Source organism: Spirillospora sp. NPDC052242 (assembly GCF_040679555.1).
In the GTDB taxonomy this organism is placed as follows: Bacteria; Actinomycetota; Actinomycetes; order Streptosporangiales; family Streptosporangiaceae; genus Spirillospora.
This window is the reverse complement of sequence record NZ_JBFAUZ010000008.1, coordinates 28,772-45,624: the sequence shown is the minus strand read 5'-3', so window position 1 is coordinate 45,624 and position 16,853 is coordinate 28,772. Positions and strand designations below refer to the sequence as shown.

At 73.7% G+C, this 16,853-nt stretch carries 12 protein-coding genes; 5 read left to right on the top strand and 7 right to left on the bottom strand.

From position 1 onward, the window contains the following. Positions 1–11: 11 nt before the first annotated feature. The 3 genes from AB0L25_RS08595 to AB0L25_RS08585 are packed head-to-tail and all read right to left on the bottom strand — an operon-like array spanning position 12 to position 6,546. Positions 12–2,288 carry a DUF4132 domain-containing protein gene (locus tag AB0L25_RS08595; RefSeq protein ID WP_500170019.1) on the bottom strand — a complete coding sequence of 759 codons (2,277 nt, stop codon included), beginning with the start codon at positions 2,286–2,288 and terminating at the stop codon, positions 12–14. After that, positions 2,285–4,318 carry a DUF4132 domain-containing protein gene (locus tag AB0L25_RS08590; RefSeq protein ID WP_500170018.1) on the bottom strand — a complete coding sequence of 678 codons (2,034 nt, stop codon included), beginning with the start codon at positions 4,316–4,318 and terminating at the stop codon, positions 2,285–2,287. The genes AB0L25_RS08595 and AB0L25_RS08590 overlap by 4 nt, the downstream gene beginning before the upstream one ends. Continuing rightward, complete coding sequence (locus AB0L25_RS08585) at positions 4,318–6,546, bottom strand: DUF4132 domain-containing protein (protein ID WP_500170016.1); 2,229 nt, start codon at positions 6,544–6,546, stop codon at positions 4,318–4,320. Before AB0L25_RS08585 ends, AB0L25_RS08590 begins: the two co-directional genes overlap by 1 nt. 124 nt (positions 6,547–6,670) lie before the next feature. Between AB0L25_RS08585 and AB0L25_RS08580 the strand changes: the two genes are divergently transcribed. Continuing rightward, positions 6,671–8,059: an alkaline phosphatase PhoX gene (locus tag AB0L25_RS08580; protein WP_500170014.1), complete on the top strand. Its 1,389-nt coding sequence runs from the start codon at positions 6,671–6,673 to the stop codon at positions 8,057–8,059. A 75-nt stretch (positions 8,060–8,134) separates the two neighbouring features. On the opposite strand, the gene coaA is transcribed toward AB0L25_RS08580, so the two are convergent. After that, the gene (gene coaA / locus AB0L25_RS08575) at positions 8,135–9,073 is read right to left on the bottom strand and encodes a type I pantothenate kinase (RefSeq protein WP_500170012.1); all 939 of its coding nucleotides are present in this window, start codon (positions 9,071–9,073) and stop codon (positions 8,135–8,137) included. 122 nt (positions 9,074–9,195) lie between these two features. On the opposite strand from coaA, the gene glmS reads away from it, so the two are divergent. Then, positions 9,196–11,040: a glutamine--fructose-6-phosphate transaminase (isomerizing) gene (gene glmS, locus AB0L25_RS08570; protein WP_500170010.1), complete on the top strand. Its 1,845-nt coding sequence runs from the start codon at positions 9,196–9,198 to the stop codon at positions 11,038–11,040. A 216-nt stretch (positions 11,041–11,256) separates the two neighbouring features. Here glmS and AB0L25_RS08565 read toward each other — a convergent pair whose 3' ends face one another. The 3 genes from AB0L25_RS08565 to AB0L25_RS08555 all read right to left on the bottom strand — a co-directional run bounded on the left by AB0L25_RS08565 (position 11,257) and on the right by AB0L25_RS08555 (position 12,838). After that, positions 11,257–11,463 carry a DUF397 domain-containing protein gene (locus tag AB0L25_RS08565; RefSeq protein WP_500170008.1) on the bottom strand — a complete coding sequence of 69 codons (207 nt, stop codon included), beginning with the start codon at positions 11,461–11,463 and terminating at the stop codon, positions 11,257–11,259. 252 nt (positions 11,464–11,715) lie between these two features. Further along, the gene (locus AB0L25_RS08560; protein WP_500170006.1) at positions 11,716–11,931 is read right to left on the bottom strand and encodes a DUF397 domain-containing protein; all 216 of its coding nucleotides are present in this window, start codon (positions 11,929–11,931) and stop codon (positions 11,716–11,718) included. A 46-nt stretch (positions 11,932–11,977) separates the two neighbouring features. Next, positions 11,978–12,838 carry a helix-turn-helix domain-containing protein gene (locus tag AB0L25_RS08555; RefSeq protein WP_500170004.1) on the bottom strand — a complete coding sequence of 287 codons (861 nt, stop codon included), beginning with the start codon at positions 12,836–12,838 and terminating at the stop codon, positions 11,978–11,980. A 226-nt stretch (positions 12,839–13,064) separates the two neighbouring features. Between AB0L25_RS08555 and AB0L25_RS08550 the strand changes: the two genes are divergently transcribed. The 3 genes from AB0L25_RS08550 to AB0L25_RS08540 are packed head-to-tail and all read left to right on the top strand — an operon-like array spanning position 13,065 to position 16,819. Beyond that, positions 13,065–14,540: an NAD(P)H-hydrate dehydratase gene (locus AB0L25_RS08550; protein WP_500170002.1), complete on the top strand. Its 1,476-nt coding sequence runs from the start codon at positions 13,065–13,067 to the stop codon at positions 14,538–14,540. A gap of 55 nt (positions 14,541–14,595) precedes the next feature. Continuing rightward, on the top strand, positions 14,596–15,720 hold the full coding sequence (gene alr, locus AB0L25_RS08545; protein ID WP_500170000.1) for an alanine racemase: 1,125 nt from the start codon (positions 14,596–14,598) through the stop codon (positions 15,718–15,720). A 13-nt stretch (positions 15,721–15,733) separates the two neighbouring features. Continuing rightward, a complete protein-coding gene (locus tag AB0L25_RS08540) occupies positions 15,734–16,819 on the top strand; it encodes an alpha/beta fold hydrolase (protein WP_500169998.1) in 1,086 nt (361 codons plus the stop codon). Positions 16,820–16,853 lie beyond the last annotated feature (34 nt).

Sequence of the window (16,853 nt, the reverse complement as noted above, 5' to 3'; positions counted from 1 at the left end):
GCCGTCGGCCGTCACGAGGTCAGCCGGGTCAGGTCGTTGATGAGTTCGGACGCGGCGGCGGGGTCGAGGTCGCCGAGGGGCATCGGCTTGCCGGAGTAGCGGCCGGGCAGCACGATGACCTCGCGGAGCCGCTGGTCGGGGAGTTCCTCGGGCGAGTACACCCGGATGCCGGGGCTGAAGAAGACCATCACGTGCCGGCCGTCGCCCGTCATCCGCATCACCTGGCGGCGGAAGCCGCCGTCCTCCTTGTCGCCGAGTTCCCAGCCGCGCGAGGTCATGCCCGTGATCCGGCCGAAGTGGACGGTCGAGTCCGTGAACCGGTCGAGCCGCGTCGCCGCCCGTTCGTCGTCCGTCAGCCGGTACACCGGACGGGCGAGCTGCTCGAACGGCTGCAGGAGTTCGTAGTCGGCGAAGACCTCGCTCCACGGTTCGAGGTCGGCGCGGACCGGGTGCGGGATCGTCACCCGCGCGTCCTCCGGGAGGACGAACGCGTCGTCGCGGACGTCGGCGAACGTGCCGTCTTCGGCGACGCGGAAGGTGGTCGAGTCCGCGGACCACACGAGGCGCCGCACGGCGTGGCGGAGCAGCGGGTGTTCGGCGAAGATCGTGCGGAACTCGTCGGGCGTCCACGGCCGTCCGGCGATCATCGCCCGTTCGAGCCGCTTGATCTGTTCGGCGGCGACCGCCCGGGCCTCCTTCTTCAGTGCGGCGAATCGCTCGTAGGCGGCGGGCGCGAGTTCCGGGTCGTCCTTCACGCCCGGCTTCGGCAGGGTCTTGCGGACCTTGCCCGCGTCGTCGGTCACGAACGGCTTCAGCTGCTCGTCGAACCCGACGGTGAACGACCGGTGCCCGTAGTCGAGCGTCATCGTGCCGTCCGCGTCCAGTCCGAGGGGCGGGACGAGCCGGTCGGCGAGCTGCTCGGTGGTGTACCCGCGCTCCTTGGCGATGGCCTCCAGGTTGCGCTTGGCGAAGAACCGGATGCGCTTCGGGTCGGCGGCCTTCTGGGAGAGCATGTGCAGGTGCCGCAGCGCGGTGGGCGTTTCGAGCCGGTTGAACAGGCGCAGGGCGTTCGAGGCGTTCGCCTCCCACGTGTACCACTTGGGCCAGCGCTTGACGATCGGGGCGAAACGGTCGGCGGTCCGGTCGTCGCCGTGTTCGAGCAGCAGGTACTGGACGCCCGGCGTCGCCCACTCCTTCGGGTGCCGGTCGGCCTGGTAGAGCGCCCACGCGAACTCGGCGAGGGAGCCGGGGTCGAGAGCCTCCACCACCGGCGGGACGCCCGCGTAGGGTTCGCGGGGGCCGGAGATCAGCAGCATCGTGATGAAGGTCCGGGTGGCCGCCGGGGGGAGCGCCTGCTCGCGGCCGCGCAGGAGGAGCTGCGGCAGGTTCTCGGGGGCGAGGGCCTCCGGCGGTTCCGGGAGCGGGTCGGGGTAGGCGTCCAGGGGGTCGTCCTCGTCGAACAGCCCGGCCAGGGCGGCGGCGGCCTCGTCGCCGTGGTGCCGCGCGGCCTCGGCGACCGCGTCCCGGCCGTGCTCCCGGGCGACGAACCGGAGGGCCTCCTCGGCGCGGGCCCGCGTCGGGCCGGGCTTGCGCAGCGCGGCCGGGACGGTCAGCCGCGCGGCGTCGCGGCCGTGCAGGCGGAACCAGCCCTCGGACTCGCCGCGGTTGGGCCAGACGCCGAAGTACTTGATCATGACCTGGGCGACCTTGGCGTCCAGGAACGGTTCGAGTCCGTAGAACGAGTGCTCGTTCTTCGCCTTGTGGAGAAGGAACGGGTAGGCGGCCGAGCCGTGGCGGGCCGCGGCGCCCCGGCACAGGTTCTCCTGGCTGTAGGTGCCGTGGATGTTCCAGCTCTTCCAGTTGCGGTACTTCTGGTACACGTGCCGCTGGTAGATCGCGGGGAAGCGTGCGCAGACGTCCCAGTTGCCCTCGTCCGCGAGGATCTTCTCCCCGATCTCCAGGGGCGCCTGCATGACCAGGGCGCAGAACGCCCGGTACCGGTCGACCGGGTCGAGCGCGAGGGCCTCGCCGTCCGCGAAGGTCGCGGCGAGCGCGTCCCAGTCGGTGTCGTCGGGGAGCGGCGCGGCGCCGAAGGTCCCGTTCTTCGGACGCAGCCACTCCTCGCGCATCCCCGGGGCCCAGCGCACGGTCGTCGGCTCCTTGGACGCCTTCAGCTTGAGGACGGCCGGTTCCGTGGCGGCCCTCGGGCCACCGGCCCAGGGCGGCCGGACGAGCAGGGGCGGGAGGGCGCCCTCGGGGGCCTCGGGGAGGCGGGACGTGTCGGTCATGTCTCCTGTTTCGGGTCTTGGACGGTCGGGGGCGCCGGGTCGGTCGTGAGGGCGGTGAGGAGTTCGGACACGGCGACGGGATCCACGTCGCCCCACCGGGCCTGCCGCGCGCCCACCAGTCGGACGGCGTGGAGCTCCTGGTCCGCGTACCGTTCGGGATGCCGGATGTGGATCCCGGGCTCGAACGTGACCATCAGGCCGTGCCCGTCGGCCGTCGTGCAGTGCAACTGACGCTTGTGGACGAGGCGGTGCGGCGGGTTCGGAAGGCTCCAGCCGCGCGATGTCAGCCCGACGATCCGGCTGGTCGGGACGGTCGTGCCGCGAAGCCGGTCCAGCGACATCGAGGCCCGCTCCCCGTCGGTCAGGACGTGGACGGGACGGGCGAGCTGCGCGAACGGCTGCGAGATGACGAGGCCGGCGAAGACGTCGGCCCACGCCTCGGCGTCGTCGAGGCGGAGCGGGTGCGGCAGCGTGACCCGGGCGTCCTCCGGCGGGACGAACGGGACGCCGCGGACGTCGGCGAACGCGCCGTCGTCCGCGACGCGGAACGGCTCCGACCCGGCGGACCAGACGAGACGCCGGGCGAGGCGCCCGAGCAGCGGGTGCGCGACGAGCACCGCGCGGAACTCGTCCACGGCCCACGAACGTCCGGACAGCATCGCCCGTTCGAGGCGTCCGGCCTGCTCGGCGAGGACGGCGCGGACGTCGTCCGCGGGGGCGTCCGGGCCGAGGGGCGGGACGAGCCGGTCCGCGAGCTGGTCGAACGTCAGCCCGCGGACCCGCGCGGCGACGCCGAGCCGGTCCCGGGCGGCGGCGCGCAGCTCCGCGGCGTCCGCGGTGCGGGCGAGCCGGTCCAGGCGGCGCGGGGCGTCGTCCGGCGCCATCGTCGCCAGCACCCCGACGGCCTCGTGCCCGGACCGCTCCCGGACGAACGCGTCGTCCCAGCCGCCCATCTCGGCGGCGAGCCGTTCGGCGGTCCGGCCGTCGCCGAGCCGCTGCAGCGCGTACCGGACGTCCGGCGCGGCCCAGCGGTCGTCCGCGCGGTCGCGGTGCTCGTACAGGGCCCAGGCGAGATCGGCGAGGGAGCCGCGGTCGAGGTGGGTGAGGACCTGCTCGCAGCCCGCGTACGGTTCCTCGACCGTCGACATCCGCAGCATCGTGACGAGGGCCCGGGCCGCCGGGACGGGCAGCGCCGCCTTCCGGCCGCGCAGCAGCACCCGCGGGAGCCGCTCCCGGACGAACGCCTCGTCGGGTTCGGGCAGCGGGTCGGGGAACCGCCGCAGCGGGTCGAGGCCGAGCGCATCCACCGCCGCGGCGGCCTCCTCGCCGTACTCCCGCGCCGCCTTGACGACGCACCCGGCCCCGTGGTCCCGCGCGATGAGCGCCAGCGCCCGTTCGGCCCGGTCGCGCTCGGTGCCGGGCTCGCGCAGCGCCTCCGGGACGACGAACGCCGCGGCGGCCCGGCCGTGGTACAGGAACCAGACGCGGGCGTGGTCCGCGCGGTCGGGGTCGTCGAGGGCGGCGGCCATGACCCGGGCGACGGCGGCGTCCCGGAAGGGGACGAGGGCGGCCACGTGCCCGTGCCGCTCGGCGGCGTGCAGCAGCAGCGGGAGCGCCGCGAGGCCGTGGCGGGCCGCGATCCGCATCAGGGCCGCTTCGGACTCCGCGTCGGACCAGGCGTCGAAGTACCGCTCGTCCCGGAGCAGCTCGCGGGCGGGGCCGTCCGGGCCGCGCGTCACCAGCCAGTAGTACTCCCTGCGCGTCCCGGCCGGGCCGCGGAGGCAGTCCGCCGCCTCCGCCCAGTCGGTGGTGCCGGGGAGCGCCGGCCACAGGTCGGGGAGCGGGGCGTCCGGCATCGACCGCCACGCCTGCCGCATCCCGAACGGCCACCACTCGGCGGGCGGTGTCGCCGGCGCCTCCAGCCCGCGGACGACGACCGGTTCCCGGGGGCGCGCCCGAGCCCAGGGAGGGTCCGCGAGCAGGGGCGGGACGGCACGCGGGGCGGCGTCCGGCACGGGAGGCGCGTCCATCACGCGTCCCGGTCCGCGCCGGTGAGCTTCGTCAGCGTGGCGAGCACCTCGGACGCCAGGACGGGCCCGAGGTCGTCGAGCGTGACGTCGTCCCCGGCGTAGCGGGACGTCCCGAGCCGCACCCGGACGATCTCCTGGACGGGCGCGTCCTCGGGGGTGAGGACGCGGATGCCGGGCTCGATGTGGACCGTGAGGTGCCGCTTCTCCGCCAGTTCGAGCGCGACGTCCCGCCGGTACCCGCCGGTCTCCTTCTCCCCGAGCACCCAGCCCGCGCGGACGAGCCCGAAGAGCGGCCCGTTCGGGACGTGCGCGCCCTCGAACCGGGTCAGCCGCGACGATGCCCGCTCGTCCGGCGACGGCTCGTGCACCACCCGTCCGAGCTGGGGGAACGGCTGCAGGATCTCGTAGTCGGCGAACACCTCGGCCCAGGCGGCGCGGTCGTCGATCAGCAGCGGGTGCGGCAGCGAGACCGACGCGTCCGGCGGCAGGACGAACGCGTCGTCGCGGACGTCGGCGAACGTGCCGTCCTCGGCGATGCGGAACGCGCCGGGCCCCGCGGACCAGACGAGCCGGCGGGCGATGTGCCGCATCAGCGGATGCTCGGCGAGCACCTCGCGGAACTCGCCGGGCGCCCACGACCGCCCGGCGACCATCGCCTGCTCCAGCCGCGCGATCTGGTCGGCGGCGACGGCCCGCACCTCCTTCTTCAGGTCGGCGAACCGCTGGTGCGCGGCGGGCGCGAGTTCCGGATCGTCCTTCACGCCCGGCTTCGGCAGGGTCGCGCGCCGCTTGCCGCTCTCGTCCAGGACGAACGGCTTGAGCCGCTCGTCGAACCCGACGCGGAAGCGGCGCCGGCCGTAGTCGAGCGTGAGGCCGCCGCCGGCGTCCAGCCCGAAGCCGGGGACGAGCCGGTCCGCGAGCTGCTCGGGCGTCAGGCCCCGCTCGCGGGCGACCGCGTTCAGCCGCCACCGCGCGTGCTCCCGCATCCGCTTGGCGTCGGTCGCCTTGCGCGCGAGCCGGTCGAGGTGGCGCAGCGTGTCGGGCGAGTCGATCGCGGTCAGCACGTCCAGCGCCTTGAGCCCGCCGGACCAGACCCGGTTGCGGCTCCAGCGGCCCATCACGGTCGCGAGCCGCGCGGCCGTCTCCGCGTTGCCGAGCCGCCGCAGCGCGTACTGCGCGCCCGGGGTGGCCCAGTCGTCCGGGGCGTAGCCGTCCTGGTACACGGCCCAGGCGAGTTCGGCGAGCGAGTCGGGGTCGAGGTCCTCGAACACCGGCTCGCAGCCCGCGTACGGGTCCTCGATGGAGGAGATCCGCAGCATCGTGACCAGGTTGCGGGTCGCCCACACCGGCAGCGCCTGCTTCCGCCCGCGCAGCAGCACCTGCGGGTACCGCTCCCGGACGTGCGCCTCGTCCGGCTCCGGCAGCGGATCGGGATACCGGTCGAGGGGGTCGAGGCCGAGCGCCTCCATCGCCGCGACCGCCTCGTCCCCGTACCGCCGCGCCGCCTCCAGGACGCACGCGCCGCCGTGCTCCCGCACGATGATCGCGATGCCGTGCTCCGCCTGCGTCCGCTTCGGGCCGGGCTTGCGCAGCGCCTCCGCGACGACGAACGGCGCGGCGGCCGGGCCGTGCCAGGCGAACCACGCGCGGGACGCGGCCTCGACGCCGTGCTTGCCCATCCCCTTGATCATGAACTGGGCGGTGGCGTCGTCGACGAACGGGACGAGCGCCTGCGCGCACGACAGGTGCTCCTTGGCGGCGTGCAGGATCAGCGGGTGGGCGGCCAGGCCGTGCCGGGCGGCGAACCGCTTGAGCGGCGTCACGTACACCCAGCCGGACCAGTCGCCGAAGTAGCGCGCGTCGGCGAGCAGTTCGCGGGCCAGGTCGTCCGGGCCGTCCAGCACCAGCCAGCGGTAGCGGGCGCTGCGCATCCCGCCGCGCCCGTCCCGGAGGGCGGCGCCGCCGCGGAAGTACTCGGCGATCTCCGCCCAGTCCACGTCGTCCGGGACCGGCGCCTCGTTCTGCCGCCAGCCGTCCGAGACGGCCGCGAACTCCTCCCGGAGCCCCGGCGGCCACGACTCGGCCGTCGGCGGCTTCGGCTTCTTCAACCCCCGGACGACGATCGGTTCCGCGCCGCGCGCCGCGCGGGGACGCGCCCACGGCGGGGCGGACAGCAGGGGCGGGACGGCGCTCGCGGGGGCCTCTGGGACGCGGGGTGTTTCCGGCATCGTTCCCGTTTCATGGTCGGTTCCGGCGGCGACAACGTGAACACGCGGTCGCGCACCGTGGGAGATCATGCAATTTACGACGGACGGGTGACATCGGATCGTTCCACCGAAATGGGGTGTGGGCATGACAGTGACGCGTCGGCAGGTCCTCACGGGGACCGGCACGTTCGGAGCGGGCATCGCGGTCATCGGCGCCGTCGACCATCTGTTCGGCGGCACCGTCTTCGGGGACGGCGCCGACGCGGTCGTCGGCCCCGCCCGCGAGACCGGGTACGGGCCGCTCCTCCCCGACCCGGACGGCCTGCTCGACCTGCCGCGCGGCTTCCGGTACACCGTCGTCTCCCGTGAGGGCGAGCCGCTGCGGTCCGGGGAGGGCCCGATCCCGAGCCACTTCGACGGCATGGCCGCGTTCCCCGCGCGCGGCCGGAACGTCCGGCTCGTCCGCAATCACGAGAACCGGCAGGACGCCGAACGGCGCGTGCCCGTCGTCCACGGCCTCACCTACGACCCCGAGGGCCCGGGCGGCTGCACCGTCGTCGAGGTCGACGCGGCGCACCGGGTGCGCGAGGAACGCGTCGCGATCGCCGGGACGGCGGTGAACTGCGCGGGCGGCCCCACCCCATGGCGCAGCTGGCTGACCTGCGAGGAGACCGAGGACAAGGCGGGCGACAACGGCTACGCCAAGGACCACGGCTTCGTCTTCGAGGTCGACCCCTACCAGCACGGCCGCACCGTCCCCGAGCCGCTCACCGCCCTCGGACGGTTCCAGCACGAGGCCGTCGCGATCGACCCGCGCGACGGCACCGTCTACGAGACCGAGGACGCCTTCGACGAGCCGTTCGGCCTGTTCTACCGGTTCCTGCCGAAGAACCCGCGCGGCGGCTTCGGCAGCCTCCGCGCCGGCGGACGCCTCGAGGCCCTGCGCGTCCCCGACGTCCCGGACCTCTCGCTCGTCCGGGAACCCGGCACCGTGTTCGAGCACGTCGAGTGGGTGGAGGTCCCCGACCCGCTCGCCCGCGAGACGCCCGTCCGCCTCCAGGACTTCGGCACCGGCGTCACCCACGCGCAGAAACTCGAGGGCTGCTACTGGAGCGGCGACCGCGTCCACTTCGTGTCGAGCTACGCCCGCAGCGCCGAGGGCTCCCGCGCCGACCACTTCGGGCAGGTCTGGTCGTACGAGCCGCACGCCGGCCGCCTCACGCTCGTGATCGTCTTCGGCCCCGGCACCGGCACCGGGACGCCCGGCGACTCGCCCGACAACATCTGCACGGCCCCGCAGGGCGGCCTGATGATCTGCGAGGACGGCGACGGCGCCCAGCACGTGTTCGGCGTCACCCGCCGCCGCACCGTCTACCCGATGGCCCGCAACCGCCAGAACATCGGCGGCGACGGCGCCCCAGAGTGGGGCGAGTTCGCCGGCGTCACCTTCGCCCCCGACGCCCGCACCATGTTCGTCAACGTCTACGAGCCCGGCACGACCTTCGCCGTCACCGGCCCCTGGAACCGCCTCTGACACCGCCCACCTCCGCACGGCACCCACGCGGCCGGAGGGCGCTCTGAGCCTGGAGGCCGTGCGGAGGGGGTGGGGTCAGATGCGGCGCAGCCGCACCCGCTGCACCGCGTGGTGCTTGTCCTTGTGGAGGACGAGCGTGGCGCGGGCGCGGGTGGGGAGGATGTTCGACACCAGGTTCATCTCGTTGACGTCGCGCCACACGCGCTGCGCGAACGCCGCCGTCTCGTCCTCGTCCAGTTCGTGCGCGTACTTGTGGAAGTACGAGCGCGGGTCGGTGAACGCCGTGCGGCGCAGCGCGAAGAGCCGGTCGATGTACCACTGCCGGATGTCCTCGACGCGCGCGTCCACGTAGATCGAGAAGTCGAAGAAGTCGGACACGCCGAGGGCGCCCGGGGGCGGCGGCTGCAGGACGTTCAAGCCCTCGACGATCAGGATGTCGGGGCGCCTTACGGTCTGCTGGGCGTCCGGGACGATGTCGTACTCCAGGTGCGAGTACACCGGGATCGACACCTCCTCCGCGCCAGCCTTGATCGACGAGACGAAGCGGACGAGCGCGCGCCGGTCGTAGGACTCCGGGAAGCCCTTCCGCTCCATCATGCCGCGCTCCGTCAAAATCGCGTTCGGATGGAGGAAACTGTCGGTCGTCACCAGTTCCACGCTCGGGTGCTCCGGCCAGCGGGCCAGTAGCGTGCGCAGGAGCCGCGACGTCGTCGACTTCCCGACCGCGACGCTGCCCGCGACGCCGATGATGAACGGTGTGGGCTTCACCTCACCGCCGAGGAACTCGCTGACGGTGCCGCGCAGCCGGGTGTCGGCGAGGAAGAACAGGTTCAGCAGCCGGGACAGCGGCAGGTAGACCTCCTCGACCTCGGTGATGTCGATCGGGTCCCGCAGGCCGCGCAGGGCGTCCAGCTCGCCGGCCGTCAGCGGCAGCGGCGTGCTCTCGCGCAGGCGGCGCCAGGCGTCGCGGGAGAGTTCCACATAGGGGCTCGGCACGCCGTCCCATCCGTTCATGCCAGTAACGTAACGGCCTGTTCAGGTCCGTTCCGGGATTTCACCGGGCGTCCACGCTAGCGTCACCCTCCTACGGCGGATGCAGGTAGGGCGGGCGTCGCGCAGCGAATAGAGTTGCGGCCATGTGCGGAATCGTGGGGTACGTAGGCGCGCGGCCGGCGCTCGACGTCGTCGTCGAGGGGCTCGCCCGGCTGGAGTACCGCGGCTACGACTCGGCCGGTGTGGCCGTGCTGGCCGACGGGAAGCTGACGACGGCCAAGCGCGCGGGCAAGCTGGTGAACCTGCGCGGGGCGCTGGAGGAGGAGCCGCCGCCGGAGAGCACGCTCGGGATGGGGCACACCCGGTGGGCGACGCACGGGGCGCCGACCGACCGCAACGCGCACCCGCACGTCGACTGCACCGGCTCGGTCGCCGTGATCCACAACGGGATCATCGAGAACTTCGCGGCGCTGCGCGCCGAGCTGGCCGAGGCCGGGCACGGGCTGGAGTCCGACACCGACACCGAGGCCGTCGCCCACCTGCTGGAGGACGAGCTGAAGGGCGGCGGCGGCCTCGCCGACGCGATGCGCCGCGTCTGCCGCCGTCTCGAGGGCGCGTTCACGCTCGTCGCGATGCACACCGGCGACCCCGACCTGGTCGTCGGCGCCCGCCGCAACTCGCCGCTGGTCGTCGGCGTGGGCGACGGCGAGAACTTCCTCGCCAGCGACGTCGCCGCGTTCATCGCGCACACCCGCGACGCGATCGAGCTCGGCCAGGACCAGGTCGTCGAGCTGCGCGCCGGCGGCGTGACGATCACCGACTTCGAGGGCCGTCCCGCCGAGGTCAACGAGTACCACGTCGACTGGGACGTGTCGGCCGCCGAGAAGGGCGGCTACGACTACTTCATGCTCAAGGAGATCGCCGAGCAGCCCCGCGCGGTCGCCGACACCCTCCTCGGCCGCATCGGCACCGACGGGCGCCTGCACCTGGACGAGATGCGCATCGGCGACCGCGAACTGCGCGAGGTCGACAAGGTCGTCATCGTCGCGTGCGGCACCGCCAACCACGCCGGGATGATCGCCAAGTACGCGATCGAGCACTGGGCGGGCCTGCCCTGCGAGGTGGAGCTCGCGCACGAGTTCCGCTACCGGGACGCGATCCTGTCGCCGACCACGCTGGTCATCGCGATCTCCCAGTCCGGCGAGACGATGGACACGCTGATGGCCGTCCGGCACGCCCGCGAGCAGAAGGCGAAGCTGCTCGCCGTCTGCAACGTCAACGGCTCGACGCTGCCGCGCGAGTGCGACGGCGTCCTGTACACGCACGCGGGCCCCGAGATCGCCGTCGCGTCCACGAAGGCGTTCCTCACCCAGCTCGTCGCCGTCTACCTGATCGCCCTGTACCTCGCGCAGGTCCGGGGCACCAAGTGGGGCGACGAGGTGTTCGCGATGATCCAGCTCCTCGAGCGGATGCCCGAGAAGGTCGACAAGGTCCTCGAGACGATGGAGCCGGTCCGCGAGCTGGCCCGCTCCCTCGCGAACGAGCGGTGCGTCCTGTTCCTCGGACGGCACGTGGGCTTCCCCGTCGCGCTCGAAGGGGCGTTGAAGCTCAAGGAGCTCGCGTACATGCACGCCGAGGGCTTCGCCGCCGGGGAGCTCAAGCACGGCCCGATCGCCCTCATCGAGGAGGGCCTGCCCGTCGTGGTGATCGTCCCGCCGCGCGCCCGCGACGTCCTGCACGACAAGATCGTCTCGAACATCCAGGAGATCCGCGCGCGGGGCGCCCGCACGATCGTGATCGCCGAGGAGGGCGACGAGTCCGTCGAGCCGTACGCGGACACGCTGATCCGGCTCCCCGCCGTCCCGACCCTCCTGCAGCCGCTCGTCGCGACCGTCCCGCTGCAGGTGTTCGCGTGCGAACTCGCGACGGCGAAGGGCCACGACGTCGACCAGCCCCGCAACCTCGCGAAGTCCGTCACGGTCGAGTAGGCCGCGCGCCCGTTCGTCCGTTCGTCCGTTCGTCCGTCCGTCCGGAGGGCGGCGTCCCCGCACCGGGAACGCCGCCCTCCGCCGTTCCGGGAGCGAACGCGCAAGGCGCGTGCGGCTTCGGGCGCAATGGGCGGTGGAAAGCGGGCCGCGGGCAACGTCGCACCGCGGAACCCGCAATTTCCGGATGGGGTGAGATTCTCTAGTCGACCGCAATTCTCAATCGCGGTCGTAGCGTCCCCGTTCGATGTCGGTGACGAATCGGTGCCATTCAGCGGTGCCGAACGACAGGATATCCGCCGTCCGTTCGGTGTCCCGCACGGATATCGTCCCGTGGTCGAGCCGTGCGACCTCAATACATCCCATGCTGGCCCCGCATCGGGTGCTCTTTCTCCATCGGGCGGGCGGTGTCGCGTGGAAACTCATGCCGGGCTCCTGCCTCGAGGTGGGAACTGCCCGCGGCCGCGCTGCCGTGTCTTTCCAACCACACGGTAACAAGATCGGCCCGAACGCGTGATCAGCCCGGGCGGTGCGGTGCCGCCGCGGCGGGCGGGACGAGGAAGGAGCGGAGGGACGGGGGAGACGGCGACGGGCCGGGTCCGCGTGGGATCCGGCCCGCTCGGTGCGGCCCCGTCCTGCCCGGTCCGGGTGGGTTCGGGTTATATGCCGCTTATATTGCTATAGGTCGAATTCGCCGCGCTTGGTGCGCTCGACGAAGTCCCGCCACTCGTCCTTGGAGAACGACAGGATCGGACTCTGCGCACCATGCTTCGCGTCACGTGCCCCGACAGAAAGGGACGAACCGGCCAGTTCGGCCACTTCGACGCAGGTGTTGCTCGCCCCGCAGTGGGCGCTTCTCCTCCATTGTGGAGCAGGAGTGGCGAAAGGGGACACTCGGTGTGCCTTTCCCAAGTAGGAGCCACCTTGCGGCTCCTACCTCCTACCAGGAGTCCTTGGCCTCGTTGATCCGCCGCCTCGATTCGGCGGGGTCCAGTGCTTGCTCGGCAAGGGTCGAATAGGCGAGCCGGTACATATAGGTGACGGACTCATCCGCAAAGTGGCTGATCGTCAGTGATTCCGTGTGGACGATATCATTGAAGACGACGTCGTGCACCGGCGAGAATTCCAGGATGATAAATGTCTCGGCCAAGACCGAGTGTGCCACCCCGAGTGGCAGGATCTGCACGGTGACATTCGGCAGTTCGCTGAATGCGTTCAGCTGTTCGAGTTGCTCGCGCATGACTTCCCGGTCGCCGATGCGGCGTTGCAGAACCGCCTCGTCCAGGACGACCGACAGTTCCAGCGGGCGCGGACCCCGCAGCAGTTCCCGGCGCCGCATCCGCACCTCGACGCGGCGGTTGATCTCCTGCGGCGGCAGGGTGGCGAGCGCGCTCCACCCGCCGATGACGTGCCGCGCGTAGGACTCGGTCTGCAGCAGGCCCGGAAAGACGGTGCTGCCCCATTCCCGGACGGCCGAGGCCTCGGATTCGAGGGCGATGAAGTCGGCGAGGGGGCGCGGCAGGTCGCGGTAGTCCTCCCACCAGCCGCGCTCCCCGGCGTCGCGGGCGAGCGCGAGGAGGTCGTCGCGGCGGTCGCCGCGCACGTCGTACAGGTCGAGCAGGCGCTGGACGTCGGGGATCTTCGCGCCGGTGCGGGCGTTCTCGATGCGGCTGACCTTGGCGGTGGACCAGGCGAGCCGGTCGGCGACCTCGTCGCCGGTCAGCCGCCTGCTCTCGCGGAGCCGGCGGAGCTCGGCGGCCAGGCGCCGCTGCCGGACGGAGGGACCTCGGGAACCGCTCATAGCACGGGCCTCTCCAGCCCTGACGGACTGCTCTGGGGCGCATTCTGCCGCAGGGGGCGTCGCGGCGCGAATACATCTGGACCGATGCGGAAGATTCTACGGCCGGAGATCCTTACCCGCACATGACGTCGCAAGTTGCACTGCAAGCGTCGAATCGGTCGGGGGGCGGGTGCCGGGCGCGTCCGCGTGGCACGCTGAGCATGGTGATCGACTCGAGGAGCCGCGAATGAGGTACGCGCACGAGGTCGGCAAGGTGCGGGAGGCCGAGCACGCGCTGATGGCGCGGCTGCCCGATGGGACGCTGATGCAGCGCGCCGCGGCCGGGCTGGCGGCGGTGTGCGCGCGGCTCCTGCCCGCGGTGTACGGCGCTCGGGTGGTGCTGCTGGTCGGCGGCGGGGACAACGGCGGGGACGCCCTGTACGCGGGGGCCCGGCTGGCGCGGCGGGGCGCCCGGGTCGTCGCCGTGCAGGCGGGCTCGAAGATCCACGAGGCGGGGCTCGCGGCGCTGCGGGCGGCGGGCGGGCGGCTGCGGGACGGCGCGGACGCCGACCGCGCGGTGCGCGGCGCGGACCTGATCATCGACGGGCTCACCGGCATCGGCGGCACCGGCGGCCTGCGGGAACCGCACGCGCGGCTCGCGGCGCTCGCGTCGGAGGCCACGGGGTTCGTGGTGGCGTGCGACGTGCCGAGCGGGGTGGACGCGAGCACGGGGTGCGTCGAGGGCGCGGCCGTGCACGCGGACGTGACGGTCACGTTCGGCACCTACAAGCCGGGGCTGCTGATCGATCCCGGCGCGGCGCACTGCGGGGTCGTCGAGCTGGTCGACATCGGACTCGGCGACGACCTGCCCGACCCGGACGTCGTCGCGGCACGGCCCGCGGACGTTCAGCCGCCGGAGCCGGGCGCCGAGTCCGACAAGTACCGCCGCGGCGTCGTCGGCGTCCTGGCGGGCGGGGACGCGTTCACGGGCGCGGCCGTGCTGTGCGCGGGCGGCGCGGTGCGCGGCGGTGCCGGGATGGTGCGGTTCGCGTCGGTCGCGCACCCGGTGGAGCTCGTGCGGCAGCGGTGGCCGGAGGCGGTCACGACCGTGCTGGAGCCGGGGACGCCGGGCGACAAGGCGCTGGAGCGGATCGGACGGGTGCAGGCGTGGGTCGTCGGCCCGGGGCTCGGCACCGGGGACGCCGCCGCGTCGCTGGTCGCGGCCGTGCTGGCGACCGAGCTGCCGGTCCTCGTCGACGCGGACGGCCTGACGATCGTCGCGCGGCGCCGCGCGCTGCTGCGCCGTCCCGCCCCGACCGTCCTGACCCCGCACGCGGGGGAGCTGGCCCGGCTGCTCGGGACGGACCGGGACGCCGTCGAGGCGCGCCGCCTGGAGCACGTGCGGCGCGCGGCGGACGAGCTGGGCGCGACCGTCCTGCTGAAGGGCTCGACGACGCTCGTCGCCGAGCAGGACCGCCCGGTGCGGGTGAACCCGACCGGGACGCCGCGGCTCGCGACGGCCGGGACGGGCGACGTCCTGTCGGGGCTCGTCGGGGCGCTGCTGGCGGGCGGGATGTCCGCGCTGGACGCGGCGGCGGGCGGCGCCTACCTGCACGGACTCGCCGGACGCCTCGCGTCCGCCGGGCGGGACGGGCGGGAGGCGCCGATCACCCCGCAGGACGTCGTCGAGGCGATCCCGGCCGCGTTCCGGACGCTCGCTTAGCGACTCACCGTGATCGTGCCCGGTCATGGCCGGGATGGCGGCACACTGGGTAACCATGAGGGTTCCTGCGGAGGCGCGCGTCAGCCTGGACGCCATCGGCCACAACATCGGGGTGCTGCGCGAGCGTGCGGGCGGCGCCGAGGTCATGGCGATGGTGAAGGCGGAGGCGTACGGGCACGGGCTCGTGGAGGCGGCCCGCGCGGCGCTGGCCGGCGGGGCGGGGTGGCTGGGCGTCGCGAAGCTCGCCGAGGCGCTGCGGCTGCGCGACGCGGGGGTGACGGCGCGGACGCTCGCGTGCGTGCTGGTCCCGGGCGAGCCGTTCGCCGACGCGGTGACCCGCGACGTCGACCTCACCGCGGGCTCGCCCGGGCTGGTGGCGGAGATCGCGGCGGCCGCCGGACGCGCGGGCCGTCCCGCGCGCGTCCACCTGAAGGCCGACACGGGCATGACGCGCGGCGGCGCGGCCGGGGAGGGCTGGGCCGCGCTGGTGGAGGCCGCGCTGAAGGCCGAGGCCGACGGGCTGGTGCGGGTCGCGGGCATCATGTCGCACCTGGCGTGCGCGGACGAACCGGGCCACCCGTCGATCGCGCGGCAGGTCGCGGCGTTCACCGACATGGTGGCGCTCGCGGAGAAGGCGGGCGCGCGGCCGGAGGTGCGGCACCTGTCGAACTCGGCGGCGACGCTGACGCTCCCCGAGGCCCGCTTCGACCTCGTCCGTCCGGGCATCGCGACGTACGGGCTGACGCCGGTGCCGGCGGCCGGGACGTTCGGGCTGCGGCCCGCGATGACGCTGGTCGCGGACGCCGCGCTGGTCAAGCGCGTCCCGGCGGGCAGCGGCGTGTCGTACGGGCACACCTACGTGACGGAGCGGGAGACGAACGTCGCGGTCGTCCCGGTGGGCTACGGGGACGGCGTCCCGCGGCACGGGTCGAACCTGCTGGAGGTCCTCGCGGGCGGACGGCGGCGGCGGATCGCCGGGCGGGTCTGCATGGACCAGTTCGTCATCGACCTCGGCGACGACGACATGGCGGCGGGGGACGAGATCGTGCTGTTCGGCCCCGGCGACCGGGGCGAGCCCACCGCGCAGGAGTGGGCGGACGCGCTGGGGACGATCTCGTATGAGATCGTCACCCGGATCGGATCACGCGTGCCGCGGGCGTACTCCGGCGGCGGGGCGTAGGGAAGGCGCGGGGATGGAGAGCAGGACGAGGCGCAGGGTCGGCATCGCGGGCGCGGTGGCGGGCGTCGCGGCCGGCGCGGGCGCGGCGGCGGTGGGGCTGCGGCATCTCGCCGTCGGCCGGAAGCGGTTGCGGCCGGATCCGGACGCGGGCGAGCAGTTCGGCGAGCTGCGCGGCCGGGAGGTGGCCGTGGAGGGCGACGACGGGCTCGCGCTGCACGTCGAGGTGGAGGGCCCGGACGACGCGGACCTGACGGTCGTGTTCTGCCACGGCTTCGCCCTCAACCAGGATTCGTGGCACTACCAGCGCCGCGACCTGCGCGGGCGCGTCCGGATGGTGTTCTGGGACCAGCGCAGCCACGGACGGTCCGGGCGGAGCGTGCCGACCCGCGCGACGATCGACCGGACGGGCGCCGACCTGGCGGCGGTGCTGGCCGCGACGGTCGGCCCGGACGATCCGGTGGTGCTCGTCGGGCACTCGATGGGCGGCATGACGATCATGGCGCTGGCGGAGCGGCGGCCGGAGCTGTTCGCGCGGCAGGTGGTGGGCGTGGCGCTGGTCAACACCTCGTGCGGGAACATGGCGGAGCTGACGCTGGGCCTGCCGATGGTGGTGGCGAAGGCGGTCCGGCCGCTGGCGCCGGGCGCGCTACGGGGCCTCGGGCAGCGGGCGGCCTTGGTGGAGCGCGCCCGCGGGCTGGGCGCCGACCTGGCGTTCGTCGTCACCCGCAAGGTGGCGTTCGCCGACCGGCACGTGAGCCCGAGCGTCGTCGCGTTCCTCGACGACATGATCCGGGACACGCCGATCGACGTGATCGCGGAGTTCTACCCGTCGCTGATCGGCCACGACAAGTCGGCGGCGCTGGACGTCCTGGCGAAGGTCCCGGCGCTGGTGCTGGTGGGCGGCCGCGACAAGCTGACCCCGGCCGCGCACGGCCGCCGCATCGCGGAGGCGCTGCCGGACGCGGAGCTGGTCGAGGTGGAGGAGGCCGGGCACGTGCTGCCGCTGGAGTACCCGGGCGTGGTCACCGGGGGACTGCGGCGGCTGCTCGGACGGGTCCGTCCGGAGAGCGGAGACGTGGAGGAGGAGCGCACGGCGTGAGCGCACAGGATGTGAGCGGGCGGACGGTGACCGT

Bases quoted from the DNA above. Each gene is read 5' to 3' on its own strand.
- AB0L25_RS08540 (WP_500169998.1), top strand. From the start codon at position 15,734: ATGGAGAGCAGGACGAGGCGCAGGGTCGGCATCGCGGGCGCGGTGGCG.
- AB0L25_RS08550 (WP_500170002.1), top strand. From the start codon at position 13,065: ATGAGGTACGCGCACGAGGTCGGCAAGGTGCGGGAGGCCGAGCACGCG.
- alr (WP_500170000.1), top strand. From the start codon at position 14,596: ATGAGGGTTCCTGCGGAGGCGCGCGTCAGCCTGGACGCCATCGGCCAC.
- AB0L25_RS08555 (WP_500170004.1), bottom strand. From the start codon at position 12,838: ATGAGCGGTTCCCGAGGTCCCTCCGTCCGGCAGCGGCGCCTGGCCGCC.
- AB0L25_RS08595 (WP_500170019.1), bottom strand. From the start codon at position 2,288: ATGACCGACACGTCCCGCCTCCCCGAGGCCCCCGAGGGCGCCCTCCCG.
- AB0L25_RS08565 (WP_500170008.1), bottom strand. From the start codon at position 11,463: ATGAGTTTCCACGCGACACCGCCCGCCCGATGGAGAAAGAGCACCCGA.
- coaA (WP_500170012.1), bottom strand. From the start codon at position 9,073: ATGAACGGATGGGACGGCGTGCCGAGCCCCTATGTGGAACTCTCCCGC.
- AB0L25_RS08585 (WP_500170016.1), bottom strand. From the start codon at position 6,546: ATGCCGGAAACACCCCGCGTCCCAGAGGCCCCCGCGAGCGCCGTCCCG.
- glmS (WP_500170010.1), top strand. From the start codon at position 9,196: ATGTGCGGAATCGTGGGGTACGTAGGCGCGCGGCCGGCGCTCGACGTC.
- AB0L25_RS08590 (WP_500170018.1), bottom strand. From the start codon at position 4,318: ATGGACGCGCCTCCCGTGCCGGACGCCGCCCCGCGTGCCGTCCCGCCC.
- AB0L25_RS08580 (WP_500170014.1), top strand. From the start codon at position 6,671: ATGACAGTGACGCGTCGGCAGGTCCTCACGGGGACCGGCACGTTCGGA.